The organism is Pseudomonas sp. NPDC089741 (assembly GCF_044748825.1).
GTDB lineage: Bacteria > Pseudomonadota > Gammaproteobacteria > Pseudomonadales > Pseudomonadaceae > Aquipseudomonas > Aquipseudomonas helmanticensis.
Map to the genome: position 1 here is coordinate 1 of NZ_JBIVGT010000033.1, position 23,131 is coordinate 23,131.

20 protein-coding genes and 1 pseudogene are annotated in these 23,131 nt (G+C 59.0%); 10 read left to right on the plus strand and 11 right to left on the minus strand.

Annotated features, from left to right (window positions below; translation table 11 throughout):
• From ACIPZE_RS23625 to sdhC, 3 genes are all read right to left on the minus strand, one after another.
• Positions 1-785, minus strand: a 785-nt coding sequence (locus tag ACIPZE_RS23625; RefSeq protein ID WP_400775635.1) for an FAD-dependent oxidoreductase, incomplete at its 3' end; no start/stop codon positions are given.
• A 3-nt stretch (positions 786-788) separates the two neighbouring features.
• Positions 789-1,157: a succinate dehydrogenase, hydrophobic membrane anchor protein gene (gene sdhD / locus ACIPZE_RS23630; protein ID WP_007977503.1), complete on the minus strand. Its 369-nt coding sequence runs from the start codon at positions 1,155-1,157 to the stop codon at positions 789-791.
• A complete protein-coding gene (gene sdhC / locus ACIPZE_RS23635) occupies positions 1,151-1,525 on the minus strand; it encodes a succinate dehydrogenase, cytochrome b556 subunit (RefSeq protein WP_400775637.1) in 375 nt (124 codons plus the stop codon). The genes sdhD and sdhC overlap by 7 nt, the downstream gene beginning before the upstream one ends.
• A 362-nt stretch (positions 1,526-1,887) precedes the next feature.
• On the opposite strand from sdhC, the gene gltA reads away from it, so the two are divergent.
• Positions 1,888-3,177: a citrate synthase gene (gltA, locus tag ACIPZE_RS23640; protein ID WP_007919904.1), complete on the plus strand. Its 1,290-nt coding sequence runs from the start codon at positions 1,888-1,890 to the stop codon at positions 3,175-3,177.
• Between the two features lie 1,143 nt (positions 3,178-4,320).
• On the opposite strand, the gene ACIPZE_RS23645 is transcribed toward gltA, so the two are convergent.
• The 3 genes from ACIPZE_RS23645 to ACIPZE_RS23655 form a co-directional block, all read right to left on the minus strand.
• Positions 4,321-5,979, minus strand: a complete 1,659-nt coding sequence (locus ACIPZE_RS23645) for a cation acetate symporter (RefSeq protein ID WP_129391062.1) — start codon at positions 5,977-5,979, stop codon at positions 4,321-4,323.
• A complete protein-coding gene (locus ACIPZE_RS23650; RefSeq protein WP_129391059.1) occupies positions 5,976-6,287 on the minus strand; it encodes a DUF485 domain-containing protein in 312 nt (103 codons plus the stop codon). The genes ACIPZE_RS23645 and ACIPZE_RS23650 overlap by 4 nt, the downstream gene beginning before the upstream one ends.
• A gap of 240 nt (positions 6,288-6,527) precedes the next feature.
• The gene (locus ACIPZE_RS23655; RefSeq protein ID WP_400775640.1) at positions 6,528-7,379 is read right to left on the minus strand and encodes a glycine betaine ABC transporter substrate-binding protein; all 852 of its coding nucleotides are present in this window, start codon (positions 7,377-7,379) and stop codon (positions 6,528-6,530) included.
• Between the two features lie 286 nt (positions 7,380-7,665).
• Between ACIPZE_RS23655 and ACIPZE_RS23660 the strand changes: the two genes are divergently transcribed.
• A complete protein-coding gene (locus tag ACIPZE_RS23660) occupies positions 7,666-9,261 on the plus strand; it encodes a beta (1-6) glucans synthase (protein ID WP_400775643.1) in 1,596 nt (531 codons plus the stop codon).
• A gap of 94 nt (positions 9,262-9,355) precedes the next feature.
• Here ACIPZE_RS23660 and ACIPZE_RS23665 read toward each other — a convergent pair whose 3' ends face one another.
• On the minus strand, positions 9,356-9,724 hold the full coding sequence (locus ACIPZE_RS23665) for a hypothetical protein (RefSeq protein ID WP_400775644.1): 369 nt from the start codon (positions 9,722-9,724) through the stop codon (positions 9,356-9,358).
• A gap of 224 nt (positions 9,725-9,948) precedes the next feature.
• On the opposite strand from ACIPZE_RS23665, the gene ACIPZE_RS23670 reads away from it, so the two are divergent.
• A complete protein-coding gene (locus tag ACIPZE_RS23670; protein ID WP_129391047.1) occupies positions 9,949-11,247 on the plus strand; it encodes a serine/threonine protein kinase in 1,299 nt (432 codons plus the stop codon).
• Positions 11,240-12,028 carry a VacJ family lipoprotein gene (locus tag ACIPZE_RS23675; RefSeq protein WP_129391045.1) on the plus strand — a complete coding sequence of 263 codons (789 nt, stop codon included), beginning with the start codon at positions 11,240-11,242 and terminating at the stop codon, positions 12,026-12,028. Before ACIPZE_RS23670 ends, ACIPZE_RS23675 begins: the two co-directional genes overlap by 8 nt.
• A 138-nt stretch (positions 12,029-12,166) precedes the next feature.
• On the opposite strand, the gene ACIPZE_RS23680 is transcribed toward ACIPZE_RS23675, so the two are convergent.
• Positions 12,167-13,081, minus strand: a complete 915-nt coding sequence (locus tag ACIPZE_RS23680; RefSeq protein ID WP_283437217.1) for a DUF808 domain-containing protein — start codon at positions 13,079-13,081, stop codon at positions 12,167-12,169.
• A gap of 135 nt (positions 13,082-13,216) precedes the next feature.
• On the opposite strand from ACIPZE_RS23680, the gene ACIPZE_RS23685 reads away from it, so the two are divergent.
• Positions 13,217-13,825 carry a TetR/AcrR family transcriptional regulator gene (locus tag ACIPZE_RS23685; RefSeq protein WP_283437218.1) on the plus strand — a complete coding sequence of 203 codons (609 nt, stop codon included), beginning with the start codon at positions 13,217-13,219 and terminating at the stop codon, positions 13,823-13,825.
• Positions 13,826-13,925: 100 nt separating this feature from the next.
• On the opposite strand, the pseudogene ACIPZE_RS23690 reads toward ACIPZE_RS23685, so the two are convergent.
• The 3 genes and pseudogenes from ACIPZE_RS23690 to ACIPZE_RS23700 all read right to left on the minus strand — a co-directional run bounded on the left by ACIPZE_RS23690 (position 13,926) and on the right by ACIPZE_RS23700 (position 16,221).
• Positions 13,926-14,383, minus strand: a pseudogene (locus ACIPZE_RS23690) (REP-associated tyrosine transposase).
• A 227-nt stretch (positions 14,384-14,610) separates the two neighbouring features.
• Positions 14,611-15,681, minus strand: coding sequence for an alpha/beta hydrolase-fold protein (locus tag ACIPZE_RS23695; RefSeq protein ID WP_283437219.1), 1,071 nt, complete (start codon positions 15,679-15,681; stop codon positions 14,611-14,613).
• A gap of 99 nt (positions 15,682-15,780) precedes the next feature.
• The gene (locus tag ACIPZE_RS23700; protein ID WP_129391030.1) at positions 15,781-16,221 is read right to left on the minus strand and encodes a heme-binding protein; all 441 of its coding nucleotides are present in this window, start codon (positions 16,219-16,221) and stop codon (positions 15,781-15,783) included.
• Positions 16,222-16,488: 267 nt separating this feature from the next.
• Here ACIPZE_RS23700 and gcl point away from each other — a divergent pair, with 267 nt between their 5' ends.
• The 5 genes from gcl (at position 16,489) to pyk (ending at position 23,067) form a co-directional block, all read left to right on the plus strand.
• Complete coding sequence (gene gcl / locus ACIPZE_RS23705) at positions 16,489-18,264, plus strand: glyoxylate carboligase (protein ID WP_129391027.1); 1,776 nt, start codon at positions 16,489-16,491, stop codon at positions 18,262-18,264.
• A 145-nt stretch (positions 18,265-18,409) separates the two neighbouring features.
• Positions 18,410-19,192, plus strand: a complete 783-nt coding sequence (gene hyi, locus ACIPZE_RS23710; RefSeq protein WP_077571696.1) for a hydroxypyruvate isomerase — start codon at positions 18,410-18,412, stop codon at positions 19,190-19,192.
• A gap of 131 nt (positions 19,193-19,323) precedes the next feature.
• A complete protein-coding gene (locus ACIPZE_RS23715) occupies positions 19,324-20,217 on the plus strand; it encodes a 2-hydroxy-3-oxopropionate reductase (protein WP_129391024.1) in 894 nt (297 codons plus the stop codon).
• 163 nt (positions 20,218-20,380) lie between these two features.
• Positions 20,381-21,655 carry a glycerate kinase gene (locus ACIPZE_RS23720; protein ID WP_283437220.1) on the plus strand — a complete coding sequence of 425 codons (1,275 nt, stop codon included), beginning with the start codon at positions 20,381-20,383 and terminating at the stop codon, positions 21,653-21,655.
• Positions 21,652-23,067: a pyruvate kinase gene (gene pyk / locus ACIPZE_RS23725; protein ID WP_400775649.1), complete on the plus strand. Its 1,416-nt coding sequence runs from the start codon at positions 21,652-21,654 to the stop codon at positions 23,065-23,067. Before ACIPZE_RS23720 ends, pyk begins: the two co-directional genes overlap by 4 nt.
• Positions 23,068-23,131: the final 64 nt, after the last annotated feature.

Here is a 23,131-nt window from a genome sequence, read left to right on the forward strand (position 1 = left end):
CCCCGGCAACCTTCGGTAACCACTACACCGGCGCCGGCGATGCCGGTCGGGCGGAACTGCCACATTTCGAGGTCTTGGACCGGCACGCCAGCACGCAGAGCCATGCCGACGCCGTCACCGGTGTTGATCAGGGCGTTGGTGGTGGACGCGTAGATACGACCTGCACCGCCGGTAGCCAATACGGTGGCTTTAGCGCGGATGTAGGTGGTTTCGCCGGTTTCGATGCAGATCGCGATCACACCGACGAAGTCGCCTTCCTGGTTTTTCACCAGATCGACAGCGTAGTACTCGTTCAGGAACGTGGTACCGGCTTTCAGGTTGCCCTGATAAAGGGTGTGCAGCAGCGCGTGACCGGTACGGTCGGAAGCGGCGCACGTACGGGCAGCCTGCCCGCCCTTGCCGTAGTCCTTGGACTGGCCACCGAACGGACGCTGGTAGATACGGCCCTGTTCGGTACGCGAGAACGGCATGCCCATGTGGTCCAGCTCATAAACAGCAGCCGGGCCTTCCTGACACATGTATTCGATAGCGTCCTGGTCACCGATGTAGTCGGAACCCTTGACGGTATCGTACATGTGCCAGCGCCAGTCATCGTTCGGGTCTGCAGACGCGATTGCGCACGTGATGCCGCCCTGGGCGGATACAGTGTGCGAACGGGTCGGGAAAACCTTGGTGATCACGGCAGTCTTGTGACCGCCCTGTGCCAGCTGCAGCGCAGCGCGCATGCCGGCACCGCCACCACCAATAATGATGGCGTCGAAAGAAATCGTTGGAATGTTAGCCATGAATCAGATACCCCAGAGAATCTGCACACCCCAGACGAAGTAAGCGAACATCGCGACGCCGCATACTGCCTGGAAAAGGAAACGTACTGCAGTCGCGGACTTGCCCAGCGCCATCGGCGTCAGGTAGTCGGTCGCGATGGTCCACATGCCGACCCAGGCGTGAGCGCCAAGGGCAACGAGGGCCAGCAGACTGAAGATACGCATCCCGTTGTGAGCGAACAGGCCGTGCCACTGGTCGTAGCCAATGCCCGGATTCGCTGCAAGGTATCCGATCAGGAAGATGAAATAAGCCGCGAGAACAACCGCAGACACACGTTGCGCCATCCAGTCATAGAGGCCCGAACGCGAAAGGTTCGTAACGCTGGTTACCATATCCAAACTCCTGCCAGAACGATCAGCACCACGGAACTGGCGATGATGATTTTCGAGCCCAGGCGGCCGCCTTCCAGCGTCTCTCCGATGCCCATGTCCATGATCAAGTGGCGCACACCGGCTACCAAGTGATACAGCAGAGCGGACAGGAGGCCCCATGCTACGAACTTGGCCAGCGGGCTGGTCAAGCATGCCTTCACTTCGGCAAAACCTTCCTCGGAACCCAGGGATTTGCCCAATGCATAAAGCATGAAGCCAAGGCCCAGGAAGAGGATGATGCCGGAAACACGGTGAAGTAACGAGGTAACGCCGGTGATGGGGAGTTTGATGGTCCTTAGGTCTAGGTTTACAGGTCGTTGGCTTTTCACGGCTTTTTTTTCACACTGAAGAGCCCCTAACAATCAGGGCAAAGTTGTTGGGGAGTGCACTGGTCAGGTAACCACCACCCAGGGATGCGACCCCCAATAAAGCAGGCCCAAAAGCCCTTGGCGGTCGGTGGCCGAGTATAGACAGTTAGGCTACTAATGACAACGCAATCACCTACCCCCAATAGCTGATTGCACAAGTTGCATAAAAGGCGTAAATGGCAGTCAATTTCGAGGAAAAAGTGCGCTTAAAGCCTTCTGGAGCAAGACTTTAGGCAAATTGACATTCGAATTTATCTCACTATAGTGGTGCGGGCCCTGCGTGGGGGGTCTGTCTGATGGTTCAAGCATAAATAGGAGGCCACATGGCTGACAAAAAAGCGCAGTTGATCATCGAGGGCGCAGCCCCCGTCGAGCTGCCCATTTTAACCGGCACCGTTGGTCCCGATGTAATCGATGTTCGGGGCCTGACGGCCACGGGCCGCTTCACTTTCGACCCTGGTTTCATGTCGACCGCTTCGTGCGAATCGAAGATCACCTATATCGACGGCGACAACGGCATTCTGCTGCACCGCGGCTACCCGATCGAACAGCTGGCTGAAAAATCGGACTACCTGGAAACCTGCTACCTGCTGCTCAACGGCGAACTGCCGACCGCAGAACAGAAGGCCCAGTTCGTCAGCACCGTGAAAAACCACACCATGGTTCACGAGCAGCTGAAAACCTTCTTCAACGGCTTCCGTCGCGACGCCCACCCAATGGCCGTCATGTGCGGTGTAGTCGGCGCCCTCTCGGCCTTCTACCACGACTCCCTCGACATCAATAACCCGCAGCATCGCGAAATCTCCGCGATCCGTCTGGTTGCCAAGATGCCGACCCTGGCAGCGATGGTTTACAAGTACTCCATGGGCCAACCCATGATGTACCCGCGCAACGACCTGACGTACGCGGAAAACTTCCTGCACATGATGTTCAACACCCCGTGCGAGATCAAACCGATCAGCCCGGTACTCGCCAAGGCCATGGACCGGATCTTCATCCTCCACGCCGACCACGAGCAGAACGCTTCGACCTCCACCGTGCGCCTGGCCGGCTCTTCGGGTGCCAACCCGTTCGCCTGTATCGCCGCCGGTATCGCCGCACTGTGGGGCCCTGCCCACGGCGGCGCGAACGAAGCCGTGTTGACCATGCTTGACGAGATTGGCGATGTGTCGAACATCGACAAGTTCATCGCCAAGGCCAAGGACAAGAACGATCCGTTCAAACTGATGGGCTTCGGTCACCGCGTTTACAAGAACCGCGATCCTCGCGCGACTGTAATGAAGCAGACCTGCGACGAAGTACTGAAGGAACTGGGCATCAACAACGATCCGCAACTCGAACTGGCCATGCGCCTGGAAGAGATCGCGCTGACCGACCCGTACTTCATCGAGCGCTCGCTGTACCCGAACGTCGACTTCTACTCGGGGATTATCCTCAAGGCGATCGGCATTCCAACCAGCATGTTCACCGTGATTTTCGCGCTGGCACGTACTGTTGGCTGGATTTCGCACTGGAAAGAGATGCTCTCCAGCCCGTACAAGATTGGCCGTCCGCGCCAGCTGTACACCGGCTACGAGTCGCGTGATATTTCCAAGCTGGAAGACCGTAAATAAGATCTGTCTTGCGATAGGTTTTTAAGTTGTATCGGGAACGGCCTCTATTTATATAGGGGCCGTTTTTGTTTGTGCCGTGGCGGTTTTATTGGATTAGGGGCATATCCGATGCTGCGGGAGCCGCCGCTGGCGGTTTCGCCCTTACAGCAACTCACTTTTCCAAACGCCGAAAAGTAAGCAAAAGGCTTGGCCCCGGCGTACGGCACTTCGCTGAGGCTCAGTGTTCCCTCGCTACGGCGTCCATCCGGGGGCATCGCCTACGGTTTGCTTCGCTGCACCTCCTCTCGATGTATGCGGCTGCGCCGCACGGCGCTGCGCGCCTACCCCCGGATGAACACCTACGCTCGGCCTGCCGATGGGGCAAAAGATCAAAGGCCGAAGCCAAAGCCAGATCAAGATCACAAACCAGATCAAGAGCCCCTCACCCTAGCCCTCTCCCGGAGGGAGAGGGAACTGACCAAGGTGATTGCGAGAGCTACGCCGACGTGCGATACCGCGGTGAACTCATGCCTTGAAACACCCACAGATCGGCCCCCTCTCCCTCCCGGGGGGAGAGGGAACTGACCGAGGTGATTGCGAGAGCTACGCCGACGTGCGATACCGCGGTGAACTCAGGTCTTGAAACACCCACAGATCGGCCCCCTCTCCCTCCGGGAGAGGGCTGGGGTGAGGGGCGAATCCACAACCAATCCAAAGCCGAGCGCGCTGTTGCTCCTCACCACTCAACAGGATGAGCGTTAGCTCGGCTGCAGCTCTTGATCTGTAAGGCGACGTCGGAAGGCTGAGCGGAGGGATTGATCCGGGGGGTGGGAGCGTAGCGACCGTTTGGCGCAGCCAAACACAGCGAGAAGAGGTGCAGCGAAGCAAACCGTAGGCGCTGCGCCCGGATCGATCCCGCAGCGAAGGAACCCCGAGCTCCAGCGAGCGGGCCGCACGTAGGAGCAAGCGTTTTTTGCTTACTTTTTTTGGCGTTTGAAAAAAAGTGAGTCGCCGTAAGGGCGAAACCCTAAGCCGCCGTTACCGCAGCAACGGATATGTACAAAATCCACACAAAAAGCACAGCCTGCCCGATAACCGCCCACAAAAAATGCCCCGATCTCTCAACCGGGGCATTCAGCACAACATTACCAAACCATCAAACCATCAATGCGAAACCGCCCCGCTCGCCCCCAACCCAGTCTGCGAACGCACAAACTGCGGGAAGAACAGCGCACGTTCTTTGTCCGCAGCCGCCGACTTGTCAGTAATCGAGAAGAACCAGATCCCGACAAAGGCAATGATCATCGAAAACAACGCCGGATACTCATAAGGGAAGATCGCCTTCTCGTGATGCAGAATCTGCACCCAAATGGTCGGCCCGAGAATCATCAAACCCACCGCACTGATCAACCCCAACCACCCACCAATCATCGCACCACGAGTCGTCAGCTTCTTCCAGTACATCGAAAGCAACAGCACCGGGAAGTTGCAGCTCGCCGCAATCGAGAACGCCAGACCCACCATGAACGCAATGTTCTGGCTTTCGAACAAAATACCCAGGCCAATCGCCAGGATCCCCAGTGCGATGGTGGTGATCTTCGAAACGCGAATCTCATCCTTGTCGTTAGCCTTGCCCTTCTTGATCACGCTGGCATACAGATCGTGAGACACCGCCGAAGCACCGGCCAGCGTCAAACCTGCCACTACCGCCAGAATGGTCGCAAAGGCTACCGCCGAGATGAAGCCGAGGAAGATACTGCCGCCCACCGCGTCAGCCAGGTGCACCGCCGCCATGTTGTTGCCGCCGAGCAGAGCGCCCGCTGCATCTTTGAAGGCCGGGTTGGTGCTGACCAGCAGGATCGCGCCGAAGCCGATGATGAAGGTCAGGATGTAGAAGTAACCAATGAAGCCGGTCGCGTACAGCACGCTCTTACGCGCTTCTTTTGCGTCGCTCACAGTGAAGAAGCGCATCAGGATGTGTGGCAGGCCAGCGGTACCGAACATCAGTGCCAGGCCCAGCGAGAACGCCGAAATCGGATCTTTCACCAGACCGCCCGGGCTCATGATCGCTTCACCTTTCGGGTGAACCTTGATCGCCTCGGAGAACAGCATGTTGAAGTCGAAGTTGACGTGCTTCATCACCATCAGCGCCATGAACGAGGCACCGGACAGCAACAACACGGCTTTGATGATCTGCACCCAGGTGGTCGCGAGCATGCCGCCGAACAGCACGTACATGCACATCAGGATACCGACCAGAATCACCGCCACGTAGTAGTCGAGACCGAACAGCAGCTGGATCAGCTTGCCGGCTCCGACCATTTGCGCGATCAGGTAAAACGCCACCACCACCAGCGAGCCGCAGGCGGACAGAGTGCGTATCTGGGTTTGCCCGAGGCGGTAGGACGCCACGTCGGCAAAAGTGTACTTACCCAGGTTACGCAGACGCTCGGCGATCAGGAACAGAATGATCGGCCAGCCCACCAGGAAGCCGATCGAGTAGATCAGGCCATCGTAGCCGGAGGTGAACACCAGCGCGGAAATCCCCAAGAAGGACGCCGCCGACATGTAGTCACCGGCAATCGCCAGACCGTTCTGGAAACCGGTGATCTTGCCGCCCGCCGCATAGTAGTCGGCAGCCGACTTGTTACGTTTGGATGCCCAGTACGTGATGCACAGGGTGGCGCCAACGAACACTACGAACATGGCGATCGCGGCGACGTTGAGCGGTTGTTTGTGGACTTCGCCGGTCAGGGCGTCAGCGGCCCAGACGGCTGGCGCGAACGCCGAGATGCTCAGAAGAGCCAGTAGACGCCGGATCATTGCTGAGCCTCCTTGAGAATCGCATTGTTCAGGTCGTCGAACTCGCCATTGGCGCGGCGCACGTAGATAGCGGTCAGGATGAAGGCCGAGACAATCAGCCCGACACCGATCGGGATGCCCCATGTGATGGATGATTCAGGACTGATCTTCGCCCCGAGCACTTGCGGCCCATAAGCGATCAGCAGGATGAATGCCGAGTAAAGCCCTAGCATGATCGCCGAGAGTATCCAGGCGAATCGTTCCCTTTTCTGAACCAGCTCCTTGAAGCGCGGGCTGTTTTGAATCGAGAGGTAAATGCTGTCGTTCATTGTTTTTATCCTCGCAGCACAGATTATTGTTGGAACGTATCCACTCTATGCGGCTTCGGAACAGGTTCCAGACGACCTTAGTATTAGAACGACATGACGTTTTCGCCAATTTTCAGCAGGAATAAATAAATGCAGGAGGGAGCCTGCTCGCGATGGCGTCGTATCAGTCAACATTTTCGTCAACTGACAGAACGCTATCGCGAGCAGGCTCACTCCTACAGGGGGATTGCGGTGTTGTGGTTATTTGGTCCAGTCAGCCACGCGATCCGGGTGTTTGGCTACCCAGTCTTTCGCGGCGGCTTCAGGTTTTGCACCGTCCTGAATCGCCAGCATGACTTCGCCGATTTCGTCTTTCGATGCCCACTGGAAGTTCTTCAGGAACTTGGCCACTTCCGGTGCCTTGGCGTCGAGCTCTTTGCTGCCGATGCTGTTCACGGTTTCAGCTGCGCCGTACACGCCTTTCGGGTCGTCGAGGAAGCGCAGTTTCCACTTGGCGAACATCCAGTGCGGCACCCAACCGGTGACGGCAATGGATTCGTTCTTCTTCTCGGCACGGGTCAGCTCGGCGATCATGCCGGCGCCGGAACTGGCCTTGAGATTGTATTTATCGAGGCCGTAATCCTTGATCGCCTGATCGGTTTTGAGCATCACGCCTGAACCGGCGTCGATGCCGACGATGCGATTTTTGAAGGTGTCATCGGTTTTCAGATCTTCGATCGACTTGGCTTTGACGTACTCCGGCACGATCAGGCCGATTTTTGCATCCTTGAAGTTCGGGCCGTAATCGACGACCAGATCCTTGTTCTTCGCCCAGTACTCGCCATGGGTGACTGGCAACCAGGCCGAAAGCATGGCGTCGAGTTTGCCGGTGGCAACGCCCTGCCACATGATCCCGGTGGCGACGGCTTGCAGCTTCACGTCGTAGCCGAGTTTCTGCTTGATGACCTCGGCTGCCACGTGCGTGGTCGCAACGCTGTCGGACCAGCCGTCAACGTAACCGATGTTCAGGGTCTTGGTTTCCGCGCTGGCCAGTGTTGCGCCCATCGCAAGCGCCAGTGCGGCACCTGCGCTTAAAAGTCGTCGCATCTTCATCGTTACTTCCCCGAAATGCTGCGCCCGACGGATGACGGGCGGTATCAACGTATTGTTATGGTGCACAGCGCCCCCATCACGCCTGACCGCAAACTCGCAGGAACATCAGTGGAGTGCTGACGCTTTGATCATCAACCTCACGCCGCACGCGACCTGCTCTGTCAGCGACCTCAAGACAACGAGAAACGACATCAGAAGGCCATTAACTGCCTCCGGATAATTGGCGCCAGACAATCCGCCCGAACTTTGCATGTCAAAATCATGCGGGCCACCAACCCCTGTATAAATGCAGGTAACATGCGTCGCTTTGCAGCCACTCGGCCTGACCATGTCCGCGACTTCCCGCTTCCCTTTCCTGCCTTATCTCTTCGCCTGCCTGCTTGGCCTGTTTGCCCTCGGCGGCTTTTGGTACGGCCTCGGCAAACCGGTAATCCTGCCGGACGCCGCAACGCCGACGCACAAACTGCAATGCGCCTCCTACACGCCGTTCGACAAGGACCAGTCGCCGTTCGACGTGCCGTTCAAACTGCGCCCGGAGCGCATGGACGCCGACCTCGCGTTGCTGGCGACACGCTTTGAATGCATTCGCACCTATTCAATGACCGGCCTTGAAGCGCTGCCCGATCTGGCACGCAAGCACGGTCTGAAATTGATGATCGGCGCCTGGGTCAACAGCAACCCGGTGGACACCGAAAAAGAAGTCGAGCTGCTGATCAAATCGGCCAACGCCAACCCGGACGTGGTCAGCGCGGTGATCGTCGGCAACGAAGCGCTGCTGCGCAAGGAAGTCACCGGCGCGCAACTGGCTCGCCTGATCAACAAGGTCAAGAGCCAGATCAAGCAACCGGTGACCTACGCGGATGTCTGGGAGTTCTGGCTCAAGCACCCGGAAGTCGCGCCGGCAGTGGATTTCCTGACCATTCATTTGCTGCCGTACTGGGAAGATGATCCCTCCAACATCGATGCCGCCCTGCACCACGTGGCAGAGGTGCGTCAGGTGTTCGGCAACAAATTCGCCCCGAAAGACGTGATGATTGGCGAAACCGGCTGGCCTAGCGAAGGCCGTCAGCGCGAGACGGCGCTGCCGAGCCGGGTCAACGAAGCGAAGTTCATTCGTGGATTTGTCGCAATGGCCGAGAAGGAAGGCTGGCATTACAACCTGATCGAAGCGTTCGATCAGCCATGGAAACGTGGCAGTGAAGGCGCGGTGGGCGGCTATTGGGGGCTGTTCGATGCGGATCGCCAGGACAAAGGCGTGCTCGCCGGGCCAGTGACCAATGTGCCGTACTGGAAGGAATGGCTAGCGGTCGGTGGTTTGATTTTCCTCGCAACCTTGCTGCTGGGCGGTCGCGTGCGTACCACCCGCGCAGCCCTGGTGTTGCCGCTGCTGGGCGCTCTCGCCGCTTGCTCGATGGGCGCGTGGGGGGATCTGGCACGCGTGACCACACGCTTTACCGGTGAATGGCTGTGGGTCGGTTTGCTGACGGTGCTGAATCTGTTGGTGTTAGCGCATGCTGCACTGACGCTCAGCGCGCGTACGGGTTGGCGTGAACGGGCGTTCAGTCTGCTGGAGCGGCGCGCCGGCTGGCTGGTCGCGGCGGCCGGGTTTGCGGCGGCAGTGATGGTGCTCGAGATGGTCTTTGACCCGCGTTATCGCAGCTTCGCCAGCATGGCGTTTGTGCTGCCGGCGCTGGTTTACCTGTGCCGTCCGGTGAGCGTGCCGCGTCGCGAAATTGCCTTGCTGACGTTTATTGTCGGTGCGGGGATTGCACCGCAGTTGTATCAGGAAGGTTTGCAGAATCAGCAGGCGTGGGGTTGGGCGTTGGTGAGTGGATTGATGGTGGCTGCGTTGTGGCGCTGCCTGCGCATTCGCAACAGCTGATCAAAAGCAAGATCAAAAGATCGCAGCCTTCGGCAGCTCCACAAGGTGTACGCCATCTCAATGCAGGAGCTGCCGAAGGCTGCGATCTTTTCCATCAGGCGCTACGGGACTCGCGGACCAGACGCAACCCGGCAATCACCAGCGCAAACACCGCAAAAGTGGTGTTGTACAACGCCAGCGCCGGCAGCCCGAACACCAGCGCCAGCACAGCCAGCCACCACCCTGCCCGCCCGGGCAAGACGAAAGCGATCAGCGCCGCAACCAGCGCCGCCCAGCCCAGCACCTGAAAATGAATCATCAGCCCGAGGTTGGAACGCAGCTGGCATTCCCAACGGCTGGCCTCATCCACGCAGATGCCCACCCACTTGCCGTCCTCCATAAAGCCATAACGCGCGCCATAACTGGCGGCCAGCCATAACGGCAACAGAACGAGCAGCAAAATCACGGGCAAGCGGCGGGACATGAAGCACTCCAAACGTGGGAAATCGGCGGCCAGCTTAATCTGCCGCCAGCCGTGTGCAAGCGCTAACAACAGTTAACTGTTCATTGAAGCGGTGCAAAGTGTATCGTCCAGCTACTATTACTCCGAATTCTGCCTGTTTGGTGCTGATGCATGGCACTTTGGCGCAAACCCAGTGGTCATAGCCTGCGAACTTCATTCGGCACCTTCCTCTAAGGGATCTAGTCATGCTCCGTTCCTTGCGCTTCGCCGCGCTGTTCAGCGGCCTTATTTTGAGTGCGTCCGCACTGGCGGTAGATATCGATGCCGCCAGTTATGGCTACCCCCTGACCAATCCGTTCGAGGCGACCATCGCCACGACCCCGCCGGATTTGCGCCCGGAATTGCCGCTGGACGACGACATCAATCAGTCGGATCGCAGCGTCACTTTGCGCCCGGAGCGTGCGTTTATCCTGCCGGACAATTTCTGGGCAGTGAAAAAACTCACCTACCGCATCGCCACGCAGGACAAGCCGGCGCCGCTGATCTTCCTGATCGCCGGCACCGGCGCACGCTATGACAGCACGCTTAACGAATACCTGAAAAAGCTCTACTACAAGGCCGGCTACCACGTCGTGCAGTTGTCCTCGCCGACCAGCTTCGACTTCATCAGCGCCGCCTCGCGCTTCGCCACCCCGGGCGTGACCAAGGAAGACGCCGAAGACATGTACCGGGTGATGCAGGCCGTGCGCGCGCAAAACCCGAAAGTGCCGGTCACCGAGTACTATCTGACCGGCTACAGCCTCGGCGCCCTCGATGCGGCATTCGTGGCGCACCTCGACGAGACGCGTCGCAGCTTCAACTTCAAGAAAGTCCTGCTGCTCAATCCGCCGGTGAACCTCTACACCTCGATCACCAACCTCGACAAGCTGGTCCAGACCGAGGTCAAGGGCATCAATAACAGCACCACGTTCTATGAACTGGTACTGAGCAAATTGACCCGCTACTTCCAGCAGAAAGGCTACATCGACCTCAACGATGCGCTGCTCTACGACTTCCAGCAGTCCAAGCAGCACCTGACCAACGAACAGATGGCGATGCTGATCGGCACCTCGTTCCGCTTCTCGGCAGCCGACATCGCGTTCACCTCGGACCTGATCAACCGTCGCGGCCTGATCACCCCGCCGAAGTTTCCGATCACCGAAGGCACCAGCCTCACGCCGTTCCTCAAGCGTGCCCTGCAATGCGACTTCGACTGCTACCTGACCGATCAGGTGATTCCGATGTGGCGCGCACGCACCGACGGCGGCAGCCTGCTGCAACTGATCGATCAGGTCAGCCTGTATGCGCTCAAGGATTACCTGCACGACAGCCCGAAAATCGCCGTGATGCATAACGCCGATGACGTGATTCTCGGCCCCGGCGACCTCGGTTTCCTGCGCAAGACCTTCGGTGATCGCCTGACCGTTTACCCACTGGGCGGCCATTGCGGCAACATTAACTACCGCGTCAACAGCGACGCCATGCTGGAGTTCTTCCGTGGCTAAATATCTCCTGCTGATTGCAGCGCTCCTCTGCGCAGGCGTGGCCCAGGCCGACAACAGTAAGGCCAACGCACCCGTCGTGGTCGACAGCGACGGCTTCAAAGAGCCGCTGTCCAAACTGAAATTCAACCCGGGACTGGACCAGCGCGAATTCGAGCGTTCGACGCTCAACGCGCTGAACGTCTACGACCCGCTGGAATCGTGGAACCGTCGGGTTTACCACTTCAACTACCGCTTCGACCAATGGGTATTCCTGCCGGTGGTCGATGGCTATCGCTACGTCACGCCAAGCTTTGTGCGCACCGGTGTGAGCAACTTCTTCAACAACCTCGGCGATGTGCCGAACCTGTTGAACAGCCTGTTGCAGTTCAAAGGTCAGCGCTCGATGGAAACCACCGCGCGCCTGTTGCTCAACACCACCATCGGCATCGCCGGCCTGTGGGACCCGGCGACCGCCATGGGCCTGCCACGCCAGAGCGAAGACTTCGGGCAGACCCTGGGTTTCTACGGTGTACCGGGTGGCGCCTACTTCGTACTGCCGATCTTCGGCCCGTCGAACATTCGTGACACCGCAGGCCTCGCCGTGGATTTCACTGCCGAGTCGGCGATCAACTTCCTCAATGTTTCGGAAGTGAGCTCCAACCACCCGGAAGTCTGGGCCTTGCGCGCCGTCGACAAGCGCTACCAGACCAGCTTCCGTTACGGTCAGATGAACTCGCCGTTCGAGTACGAGAAAGTGCGTTACGTGTACACCGAAGCGCGTAAGTTGCAGATCGCCGAATAGTTTTCGGCAGAAACAAAAAAGGGCCATTCGATGCGAGTCGAATGGCCCTTTTTTTTAAGATCAAGGGATCGCAGCCTGCGGCAGCTCCTACAGAGGGTGCGCGATGCCCATGTAGGAGCTGCCGCAGGCTGCGATCTTTTAGCCCTTAACAGATTTCCAGATTTTGCCGACGATGGAAACCACCGCCAACACCACCGCACCGGCAAAGATCCCCGCCACGCCATTGAGCAACATCGGCACCGCAAACCCGGCACTCCCGGCCGCTGCGCCAACGCCTTCAATCCAGTGATGAATCACCGGCACGCCGTGGGTGAGAATGCCGCCACCGACGAGAAACATCGCCGCCGTGCCCACCACCGACAGGGTTTTCATCATGTACGGTGCTGCGCTGAGGATCCCGCTGCCAATCTTCTTCGCCATCTGCCCAGGCTTCTGGGTCAGCCACAAACCGAGATCGTCGAGTTTGACGATGCCCGCGACCAGGCCGTAAACCCCCACGGTCATGACGATGGCAATGCCCGACATCACGATCACTTGCTGGGTCAGCGAGGCATCCGCCACGGTACCCAACGTGATGGCGATGATTTCTGCCGACAGAATGAAGTCAGTGCGAATCGCGCCTTTGATCTTGTCCTTTTCGTACGCCACCAGATCGGTCGCAGGATCCGCCACGGCTTCTGTCAACTGCGCATGCCCGGCCTCGTCTTCAGCCTCGCTGTGGAGAAATTTGTGCGCGAGTTTTTCGAAGCCTTCGAAACACAGATACGCGCCACCGACCATCAACAACGGCGTCACCAGCCAAGGGACGAACGCACTGATCGCCAGCGCCGACGGCACGAGGATCAGCTTGTTGACGAATGAGCCCTTGGCCACCGCCCAAACCACCGGAATTTCCCGCTCGGCACGCACGCCGGAGACTTGCTGGGCATTCAGCGCCAGGTCGTCGCCGAGCACGCCGGCGGTTTTCTTGGCGGCCATTTTGCTCATCAACGCCACGTCATCCAGAACGGTGGCGATATCGTCGACCAGCACCAGCAAACTGCTTCCTGCCATGAATCCTGTTTCCTTTTATGTATGAATGTTGCGAAGCATAACGCGACCACAGACCACACGGAGCATTCTTGAGCGCCGCGCGAGGCCGGTGCTACCATGCGCAACCGCCAGAACAGGCAAGGAACCACCGGGTTTATGAGCACAATCCGCGAGCGCAACAAAGAACTGATCCTGCGTGCCGCCAGTGAGGAGTTTGCCGACAAGGGCTTCGCTGCGACCAAAACCAGCGACATCGCCGCCAAGGCAGGATTGCCCAAGCCCAACGTCTACTACTACTTCAAGTCCAAGGAAAACCTCTATCGCGAGGTTCTGGAAAGCATCATCGTGCCGATCCTGCAGGCCTCGACCCCGTTCAATCCGGACGGCGTACCGAGCGAAGTGCTGAGCGGCTACATCCGCTCGAAGATCCGCATCTCCCGTGACCTGCCCTTCGCCTCCAAGGTGTTCGCCAGCGAAATCATGCACGGCGCGCCACATTTGAGCGCTGACCTGGTCGAGCAGCTCAACGGCCAGGCCAAGCACAACATCGACTGCATCCAGAGCTGGATCGACCGCGGCCAGATCGCCCCGATCGACCCGAATCACCTGATGTTCAGCATCTGGGCCGCGACCCAGACCTACGCCGACTTCGACTGGCAGATTTCTGCGGTCACCGGGAAGGAGAATCTGGACGAAGCGGATTATGAAGCAGCGGCGCAGACGATTATCCGGTTGGTGCTCAAAGGCTGTGAGCCAGATCAATAAGACTGCGGTGACGCCATCGCGAGCAGGCTCACTCCTACAGGGGAACGCATTCCAAATGTAGGAGTGAGCCTGCTCGCGATCAAGGCAACTCGGTTTGAGCTCAAACCCAAATAGCATCCCACAGCGGATAGTCACCTAGTTTTTGTACAAGTCCTGCCCGCAATGGGTTAGCCACGACATACCGCGCCACTTTCACCAGATCCTCCTCTCGCCGCAGTGCCCGGTCATGAAAGCCTCGCTGCCAGATAGAGTTGCTATCACCAGTAGCCTGCTTTACCGCTTTAGCACTCAGTGACTTGGTCTTCTGCATCAACTCACTCAAGGTTCCCTGCCGCAACTCGATCAGCCAGTGAAAATGATCCGGCATAACCACCCACGCCAATGAGTTGGCCTGGCCAGAATGCTGAGCATTTCTAAATTGCTTGACGACCAATCTACCAGGGTGAAATCCCTGAAGACCGGTTTCCTCTGATATGTGTTGGTAGTTAACAGATAAATGCGACTGGCTTCGGCGTAGCGTCCGAATCGCAATCGGTGTGCAGCAGGTAAATCCGGCATTCCTTTGCCCTCCATGATCAGGTCATGAAAGGCTAGTTCTGTGGATTCAATTGGGGTGGGTGGACCTTTGGCTGGATGTGTCTGGAAGGTTGCTATCGCGAGCAGGCTCACTCCTACATAGGGTTTGTGGTGTTTAGACAATTTGTGTCTAAACACGCCCCTTGTAGGAGGGAGCCTGCTCGCGATGACTCTTCTTCAGGCGCCGCAAGACTTCACGAATAAAAATCTCAAGCCTCCTCCCCCATCAACCAGCGCAATGCCTGCGGCAGCGAAGTGCTCCAGTCCTCCGGAAAAGTGTGTCCAGCCTCGTGAGTGCGCGACTTTACCTCGTTGCCGTCGCTGAACAGCTTGCGGAAATCGGCGCTCATCTGTTGATTGCCCGGTCCTTCTTTCTCACCGTTGATGACAAACACACGTTTGCCGCGTGCCTTGCTTTCGGTAGGCGTCGGCTGATTGCCGCCGGGTGACAGCAGCAGTGCGCCGGCGTAATCGTCCGGGTGTTGCGCCAACAAGGCGCCGGCGTGTTGCGAGCCTTGCGAGAAACCCATCAGGAACACGCGTTTGCGGTCGATGCATTGCTGGGCTTCGAGGGTTTTGAGGCCATTCTGCACCGTTTGATGAGTACCTTCAAAACCTGGGCCGATCCAGCGGAAGCTGTCGACCGCATTGATCATTTGCGTACCGTTGATCCCTAGAATGATTGCGCCCGTGTCAGCCAGCGGTTGGTAGCCCTCATCCAGTTCACCATTGACGCCATAACCGTGCAGCCAGACCACTACCGGCCGGCAGGCTTTGGGCACCGGAATGCTTGCCGACGGGTTGAGCACCGATATCGCGCCAACCTTGCCCACGGCGATTTTCCGGTAGCGTTCCTGCGCGTGCGCCAGCACGGTTTTGTAGGTGTCAGATTCGCGCAGATCAGCAAAATCCTCATCGCCAGCCATCAATGGGCCGAACCACAAACCACGATCATCGGCTTCGCGCAGGAAGCGCTCGGCCAATTTGTCGTCACCACGACGAGCAAACAGCGCCGCGACCTGATAAGGCGCCTGCAATTGTTTCGGATCTTCACGGCTGGCGGCCAGATAGACGGCAATGGCCTGCAACGTATCGGACGATTCGAGCTTTTCCGCGCGCTCCATCAGTTCCTCGACGTCGTCGGCATTGATCAATGCCGAGACCACCGGGCTCAGTGCGTTGAACGCGATTTCTTCGGCATCGGGAGTTTCCGTCGCATGCAGGACGGGAGTGCAGAGAATGATGGCGGCGGCCATCGTCATGGCAAATAGCGTCTTCACGCAGATCTTCCTTGATACATAAACGAGAGGGGCGGCAGTCTATAGACCCCGCCCCTCTTCGTCATCATCACACCATCAGGCGTGCTGACTCATTGCCGGTCAGGCCGCCACCCCCGCATCCGCACGCAGGTCCAGCGCCTCCACCGCTTTGATCGCCACTTGCTCATCGATATCCGACAGATCGCCGCTAATCCCGATCGCTCCCAGCACATTGCCGGCCTGATCACGAATCAACACACCGCCCGGTGCCGGCACGACGCTGCCCTGGCCCATGCTGTTCAGCGCGGCAATAAAGGCCGGGCGTTGTTGTGCATCAAGTGCCAGCAAGCGTGAGCCTTTGCCCAGAGCGATGGCGCCCCAGGCTTTGCCGATGGCGATGTTCGGGCGCAGCAGGCTCGCGCCGTCTTCGCGCTGCAGGGTGATCAGGTGGCCGCCGGTATCGAGTACCGCGATGGTCAGCGGCGCGGCGTTGATGCCCCGCCCGGCCGTGATGGCTTCGTTGACCAGGTTGACTGCGACTTTCAAGGTTAAAGCGCTCATGGTGCCGTCCTCATTTTGTTATAGGGAAAGTCGGGGGCTGCGGTTTTCTGCCGCAGCCCGATGCAACAAATAGAACACAATGAATTATTTTTTTGTATACAATAATTCTCGAAAAGCGCCACATGCGACGAAAAGCCACAGCAGAAACGGCTTCCGACGAATGAAACAGGCGCTTGAGAAAATGGATTGACCTGCGCCGTCCGCCGTGAATACACTCTGCGCAAAGCCACTTGTATACAATTACAAAACGTAAAGAGGCACAAAACCATGAGCAAAATGAGAGCAATCGAAGCCGCCGTTCTGGTGATGCGCCGTGAAGGGGTTGATACCGCTTTTGGCATCCCGGGCGCTGCCATCAACCCGCTGTACTCCGCCTTGCAGAAAATCGGTGGCATCGATCACGTCCTTGCTCGCCACGTTGAAGGCGCCTCGCACATGGCCGAGGGCTACACCCGCACCAAGGCCGGCAACATCGGCGTGTGCATCGGTACTTCCGGCCCTGCCGGTACCGACATGGTCACCGGGCTCTACAGCGCCTCGGCCGACTCGATTCCAATCCTCTGCATTACCGGCCAGGCACCCCGCGCCCGTATGCACAAGGAAGACTTCCAGGCTGTCGACATCACCAGCATCGTCAAGCCAGTCACCAAGTGGGCGACCACTGTTCTGGAACCGGGCCAAGTGCCTTACGCGTTCCAGAAAGCGTTCTTCGAGATGCGTTCCGGCCGTCCAGGCCCAGTGCTGATCGACCTGCCGTTCGACGTGCAGATGGCCGAAATCGAATTCGATATCGACGCTTACCAGCCGCTGCCATTGGCCAAACCGACCGCGACCCGCATTCAGGTCGAGAAGGCTTTGGCTCTGCTTGATCAAGCTGAGCGCCCATTGCTGGTTGCCGGTGGCGGCATCATCAACGCCGACGCCAGCGATCTGCTGGTTGAATTCGCTGAACTGACCGGCATCCCGGTGATCCCGACCCTGATGGGCTGGGGCACCATTCCGGACGATCACCCGCTGATGGTCGGCATGGTCGGTCTGCAGACTTCGCACCGTTACGGCAACGCGACGATGCTGAAATCCGACGTGGTGTTGGGGATCGGTAACCGTTGGGCTAACCGTCACACCGGTTCGGTTGACGTTTACACCGAAGGCCGCAAGTTCATTCACGTCGACATCGAAGGCACGCAGATCGGTCGTGTGTTCACGCCGGATCTGGGCATCGTTTCCGACGCTGCTGCCGCACTGACCGTGTTCATCGAAGTGGCCCGTGAATGGCAAGCCGCCGGCAAGCTGAAAAACCGCAGTGCCTGGCTGCAAGACTGCCAGCAGCGCAAAGCCAGCCTGCACCGCAAGACTCACTTCGACAACGTGCCGGTAAAACCGCAACGCGTTTACGAAGAAATGAACCAGGTGTTCGGCAAGGACACCTGCTACGTCAGCACCATTGGTCTGTCGCAGATTGCCGGCGCGCAGTTCCTGCACGTCTACAAACCGCGTCACTGGATCAACTGTGGCCAGGCAGGCCCGTTGGGCTGGACCATTCCGGCGGCGCTGGGCGTGGTGAAGGCCGATCCGAGCCGTAAAGTCGTGGCCCTGTCGGGGGACTATGACTTCCAGTTCATGATCGAAGAACTGGCGGTCGGCGCTCAGTTCAAACTGCCGTACATCCACGTCGTGGTGAACAACTCGTACCTGGGTCTGATCCGTCAGGCACAGCGCGGCTTCGAAATGGACTACTGCGTGCAGCTGTCCTTCGATAACCTCAACGCGCCGGAACTCAACGGTTACGGTGTTGACCACGTTGCAGTGGCTGAAGGCCTCGGCTGTAAAGCGCTGCGTGTGTTCGAACCATCGGAAATCGCCCCTGCCCTGCGCAAGGCCGAACAGATGATCGAAGAGTTCAAGGTGCCGGTGATCGTCGAGATCATTCTGGAGCGTGTGACCAACATCTCCATGGGTACCGAGATCAACGCCGTCAACGAATTCGAAGACCTGGCGCTGGTCGGCAACGATGCGCCAACGGCGATTTCGTTGCTCGACTGATCCGCCATGGCCTGATGCTCCTGTAGGAGCTGCCGCAGGCTGTGATCTTTTGATCTTTGTTGTTAACAGATCAAGATCAAAAGATCGCAGCCTGCGGCAGCTCCTACACGGGGTCATCATCATTAATTTGCAACGGGAGACCACCATGCCGCGTTTCGCAGCCAACCTGTCCATGCTGTTCACCGAACAGGATTTCCTTGCCCGTTTCGACGCCGCCGCCAAGGCTGGTTTCAGCGGTGTCGAGTACCTGTTCCCGTACGACTTCAGCTCCGCTGAAATCAAGGCCAAGCTCGACGCCAACGGTCTGACCCAAGTGCTGTTCAACCTGCCGGCCGGTGACTGGGCCAAGGGCGAGCGCGGTATCGCGTGTCTGCCGGATCGGGTCGAAGAGTTCCGCGCCGGTGTCGATCTGGCGATTGCCTACGCGCAAGTGCTGGGCAACACCCAGATCAACTGCCTGGCCGGTATTCGTCCGCAAGGCGTTGATGATGCAACCGTAGAAAAGACCTTCGTTGCCAACCTGAAATACGCCGCCGACAAGCTGCAGGCTGCGGGTATCAAACTGGTGATGGAAGCGATCAACACCCGTGACATTCCGGGCTTCTACCTGAACAACACGGCGCAAGCCCTGTCGATTCGCGAACAGGTCGGCAGCGCCAATCTGTTCCTGCAATACGACATCTATCACATGCAAATCATGGAAGGCGATCTGGCCCGCACCCTGCAATCGCACTTGGGCGAGATCAACCATGTGCAGCTCGCGGATAACCCGGGGCGCAACGAACCAGGCACTGGTGAAATCAACTACCGCTTCCTGTTCGAACACCTCGACCGCATCGGTTACCAAGGCTGGGTTGGTTGTGAATACAAGCCGCTGACCACCACCGAAGCAGGCCTCGGCTGGCTGAAAACCCACAACGCAATCTGACAAACACGTGACCCCGTAGGAGCTGCCGCAGGCTGCGATCTTTTGATCTTGTTATTTTGAAGATCAAGATCAAAAGATCGCAGCCTGCGGCAGCTCCTACAGGGGAAAGACAAAAACAAGAGGATTTTCTCATGGCTAAAATCGGATTTATCGGCACCGGCATCATGGGCCACCCAATGGCTTCGAACCTGCAGAAAGCCGGTCACAGCCTGTTCCTGTCGGCGCACCACGACGCCGCCCCTGCCGACCTGGTTGCCGCTGGCGCCGTCGCCCTGGCCAACCCGCGCGAAGTGGCACAGGAAGCTGAATTCATCATCGTTATGGTGCCGGATACCCCGCAGGTAGACGACGTCCTGTTCCGCGCTGACGGCGTTGCCGCCGGCCTGAGCAAAGGCAAGATCGTTATCGACATGAGCTCTATCTCGCCGACCGCCACCAAGGCGTTCGCTGCGAAGATCAACGAGAAAGGCGCGCAATACCTCGACGCACCGGTATCCGGTGGTGAAGTCGGCGCCAAAGCCGCGACCCTGAGCATCATGATCGGTGGCGACGCCGATGCCTTCGAACGCGCGCTACCGCTGTTCCAGGCCATGGGCAAGAACATCACTCTGGTCGGTGGCAATGGCGACGGTCAAACCGCCAAGGTCGCCAACCAGATCATCGTTGCGCTGAACATTCAGGCCGTTGCTGAAGCCCTGCTGTTCGCTTCGAAAAACGGTGCTGATCCGGCCAAGGTGCGTGAAGCACTGATGGGTGGCTTCGCTTCCTCGAAGATTCTTGAAGTGCACGGCGAGCGCATGATCAAAGGTACCTTCGATCCAGGCTTCCGCATCAGCCTGCACCAGAAAGACCTGAACCTGGCCCTGCAAGGCGCCAAAGAGCTGAACATCAACCTGCCAAACACCGCCAACGCCCAGCAAGTGTTCAGCACCTGCGCAGCCATCGGTGGCAGCAACTGGGATCACTCGGCGCTGATCAAAGGTCTGGAACACATGGCCAACTTCTCGATCCGCGACAAAAAATAAACCACTGCCCCGTCGCTCGTTCCCACGCTCTGCGTGGGAATGCAGCCCGGGACGCTCCGCGTCCCTGCCGAAGCGGACGCAGAGCGTCCATTGAGGCATTCCTTTGCTGCGCGTGGGAACGATCATCAGCATTAACCAAGAACAATAAGATTGGGAGCCCGCCATGTCGGTCGATCCGCAACAACTGCTGCGCGAGCTGTTTGCCACAGCCATCGACGCGGCCCATCCGAACCAGGTTCTCGAAGCCCATCTGCCCGCTGATCGCAGCGGCCGGGTGATCGTCATCGGCGCCGGTAAAGCCGCCGCCGCGATGGCGCAAGTGGTCGAGCGCAGCTGGCAAGGTGAAGTCTCCGGCCTCGTGGTGACCCGTTACGGTCACGGCGCCCCCTGCGAAAAAATCGAAGTGGTCGAAGCCGCGCATCCGGTGCCGGACGCTGCCGGTCTGGCCGTGGCCAAACGCGTGCTCGAGCTGGTCAGCAACCTGACTGAAGACGACCGCGTGATCTTCCTGCTCTCCGGTGGTGGCTCTGCCCTGCTGGCGTTGCCGGCCGCCGGCATCACCCTCGCCGACAAGCAGTCGATCAACAAAGCCCTGCTCAAATCCGGCGCGACCATCGGCGAGATGAACTGCGTGCGCAAGCACCTCTCGGCGATCAAGGGTGGCCGTCTCGGCAAGGCCTGCTGGCCTGCCACTGTCTACACCTACGCGATTTCCGATGTACCCGGCGACCTCGCCACGGTCATCGCTTCCGGCCCGACCGTGGCCGACCCAAGTACCTCCGCTGAAGCGCTGGCGATCATCAAACGCTACGGCATCGAGATCCCGGCGTCGGTACGCACCTGGCTGCAAAGCCCTGAGTCGGAAACCGTCAAACCCGGTGATCCGTCGCTGGCGCGCAGCCACTTCCAGTTGATCGCCCGCCCGCAGCAATCGCTGGATGCCGCAGCAGTGAAATGCCGTCAGGCCGGGTTCAGCACGCTGATCCTCGGCGACCTCGAGGGTGAGTCGCGCGAAGTGGCGAAAGTCCACGCCGGCATCGCCCGCCAGATCATCAATCACGGCCAGCCACTGGCTGCGCCGTGCGTGATTCTCTCCGGCGGCGAAACCACCGTGACCGTGCGCGGCAATGGCCGTGGCGGACGCAACGCCGAGTTCCTTCTGAGCCTGACCGAAAACCTCAAAGGCCAGCCCGGCGTCTATGCGCTGGCCGGTGACACCGACGGCATCGACGGCTCGGAAGACAACGCCGGCGCGATCATGACCCCGGACAGCTACGCCCGCGCCGCCACCCTCGGTTTGAGCGCCAGCGACGAGCTGGATAACAACAACGGCTACGGCTATTTCGCGGCGCTCGATGCGCTGATCGTCACCGAGCCGACCCGCACCAACGTCAACGACTTCCGCGCCATTCTGATCCTTGAGAGCTCCAAATCATGACGCCTGATAAAAAGGTCAAAATCCTCGCCACCCTCGGGCCTGCCGTCGATGGCATAGAAGACATCCGTGAACTGGTCGAGGCCGGGGTCAATATCTTCCGCCTGAACTTCAGCCACGGCGACCACGCCGACCACGCCAAGCGCTATCAGTGGATCCGCGAAGTCGAGCGCCAGCTCAACTACCCGTTGGGCATTCTGATGGACTTGCAGGGGCCGAAACTGCGCGTCGGCAAGTTCGCTGACGGCAAGGTGCAGTTGCATCGCGGTCAGGCATTTCGCCTGGATCTGGACGCGACACCGGGCGATGAGCGCCGGGTGAATCTGCCGCATCCAGAGATCGTTGCTGCGCTGGAAGCCGGCATGGATTTGCTGCTCGATGACGGCAAACTGCGTCTGCGCGTAGTCACCAAGTACGACGATGCGATCGATACCACCGTGCTCAATGGCGGCGAACTGTCGGATCGCAAAGGCGTCAACGTGCCGCAAGCGGTACTCGACCTCAGCCCGCTGACCGCCAAGGATCGCCGCGACCTGAGCTTCGGTCTGGAACTGGGTGTGGACTGGGTCGCGCTGTCGTTTGTGCAGCGTCCGCAAGACATCATCGAAGCCCGCGCATTGATCGGCGACAAAGCCTTTCTGATGGCGAAAATCGAGAAGCCTTCCGCCGTTGAACAACTGCGCGAAATCGCTGAATTGAGCGACGCGATCATGGTGGCTCGCGGCGACCTCGGCGTTGAAGTGCCGGCCGAAAGCGTGCCGCAGATTCAGAAAAACATCATCACCACCTGCCGCGAACTCGGTAAACCGGTGGTGGTGGCGACGCAGATGCTGGAGTCGATGCGCTTCTCCCCTGCCCCGACCCGCGCCGAAGTGACAGACGTTGCCAACGCCGTGGCCGAAGGCGCCGATGCGGTGATGCTGTCGGCAGAAACTGCCTCCGGCGAATACCCGCTGGAAGCCGTGCAGATGATGAGCAAGATCATTCGTCAGGTGGAAAACGGCCCGGACTATCAGACTCAGCTCGACGTCAGTCGGCCGAAAGCTGAAGCGACCGTTTCCGACGCGATCAGCTGCGCGATCCGTCGCATCAGCAACGTGCTGCCAGTGGCGGTGCTGGTCAACTACAGCGAGTCGGGCACATCGAGTTTGCGTGCCGCGCGGGAAAGGCCAAAAGCGCCGATCCTCAACCTGACGCCGAACCTGCAGACGGCACGGCGTTTGAGCGTGGCGTGGGGGATTCATTCGGTGGTCAACGATCGCTTGCGTCAGGTCGACGAAGTCTGTTCGACCGCGCTGGAAATCGCCCAGGCGCAAGGCATGGCCGAGCGTGGCGACACGTTGCTGATCACTGCCGGTGTGCCGTTTGGTCAGCCGGGGTCGACTAACTCGCTGCGTATCGAAACATTGATTTAACCGCCCACCATGATCGTTCCCACGCTCTGCGTGGGAATGCGGCCCGGGACGCTCTGCGTCCCAA

Coding starts and splice junctions, on each gene's coding strand:
- ACIPZE_RS23685 (WP_283437218.1), top strand. CDS start 13,217: ATGAGCACAATCCGCGAGCGCAACAAAGAACTGATCCTGCGTGCCGCC.
- ACIPZE_RS23655 (WP_400775640.1), bottom strand. CDS start 7,379: ATGAAGATGCGACGACTTTTAAGCGCAGGTGCCGCACTGGCGCTTGCG.
- ACIPZE_RS23665 (WP_400775644.1), bottom strand. CDS start 9,724: ATGTCCCGCCGCTTGCCCGTGATTTTGCTGCTCGTTCTGTTGCCGTTA.
- ACIPZE_RS23670 (WP_129391047.1), top strand. CDS start 9,949: ATGCTCCGTTCCTTGCGCTTCGCCGCGCTGTTCAGCGGCCTTATTTTG.
- ACIPZE_RS23720 (WP_283437220.1), top strand. CDS start 20,381: ATGTCGGTCGATCCGCAACAACTGCTGCGCGAGCTGTTTGCCACAGCC.
- ACIPZE_RS23650 (WP_129391059.1), bottom strand. CDS start 6,287: ATGAACGACAGCATTTACCTCTCGATTCAAAACAGCCCGCGCTTCAAG.
- ACIPZE_RS23645 (WP_129391062.1), bottom strand. CDS start 5,979: ATGATCCGGCGTCTACTGGCTCTTCTGAGCATCTCGGCGTTCGCGCCA.
- ACIPZE_RS23700 (WP_129391030.1), bottom strand. CDS start 16,221: ATGAGCGCTTTAACCTTGAAAGTCGCAGTCAACCTGGTCAACGAAGCC.
- sdhD (WP_007977503.1), bottom strand. CDS start 1,157: ATGGTAACCAGCGTTACGAACCTTTCGCGTTCGGGCCTCTATGACTGG.
- hyi (WP_077571696.1), top strand. CDS start 18,410: ATGCCGCGTTTCGCAGCCAACCTGTCCATGCTGTTCACCGAACAGGAT.
- ACIPZE_RS23660 (WP_400775643.1), top strand. CDS start 7,666: ATGCAGGTAACATGCGTCGCTTTGCAGCCACTCGGCCTGACCATGTCC.
- gltA (WP_007919904.1), top strand. CDS start 1,888: ATGGCTGACAAAAAAGCGCAGTTGATCATCGAGGGCGCAGCCCCCGTC.
- ACIPZE_RS23680 (WP_283437217.1), bottom strand. CDS start 13,081: ATGGCAGGAAGCAGTTTGCTGGTGCTGGTCGACGATATCGCCACCGTT.
- ACIPZE_RS23715 (WP_129391024.1), top strand. CDS start 19,324: ATGGCTAAAATCGGATTTATCGGCACCGGCATCATGGGCCACCCAATG.
- pyk (WP_400775649.1), top strand. CDS start 21,652: ATGACGCCTGATAAAAAGGTCAAAATCCTCGCCACCCTCGGGCCTGCC.
- gcl (WP_129391027.1), top strand. CDS start 16,489: ATGAGCAAAATGAGAGCAATCGAAGCCGCCGTTCTGGTGATGCGCCGT.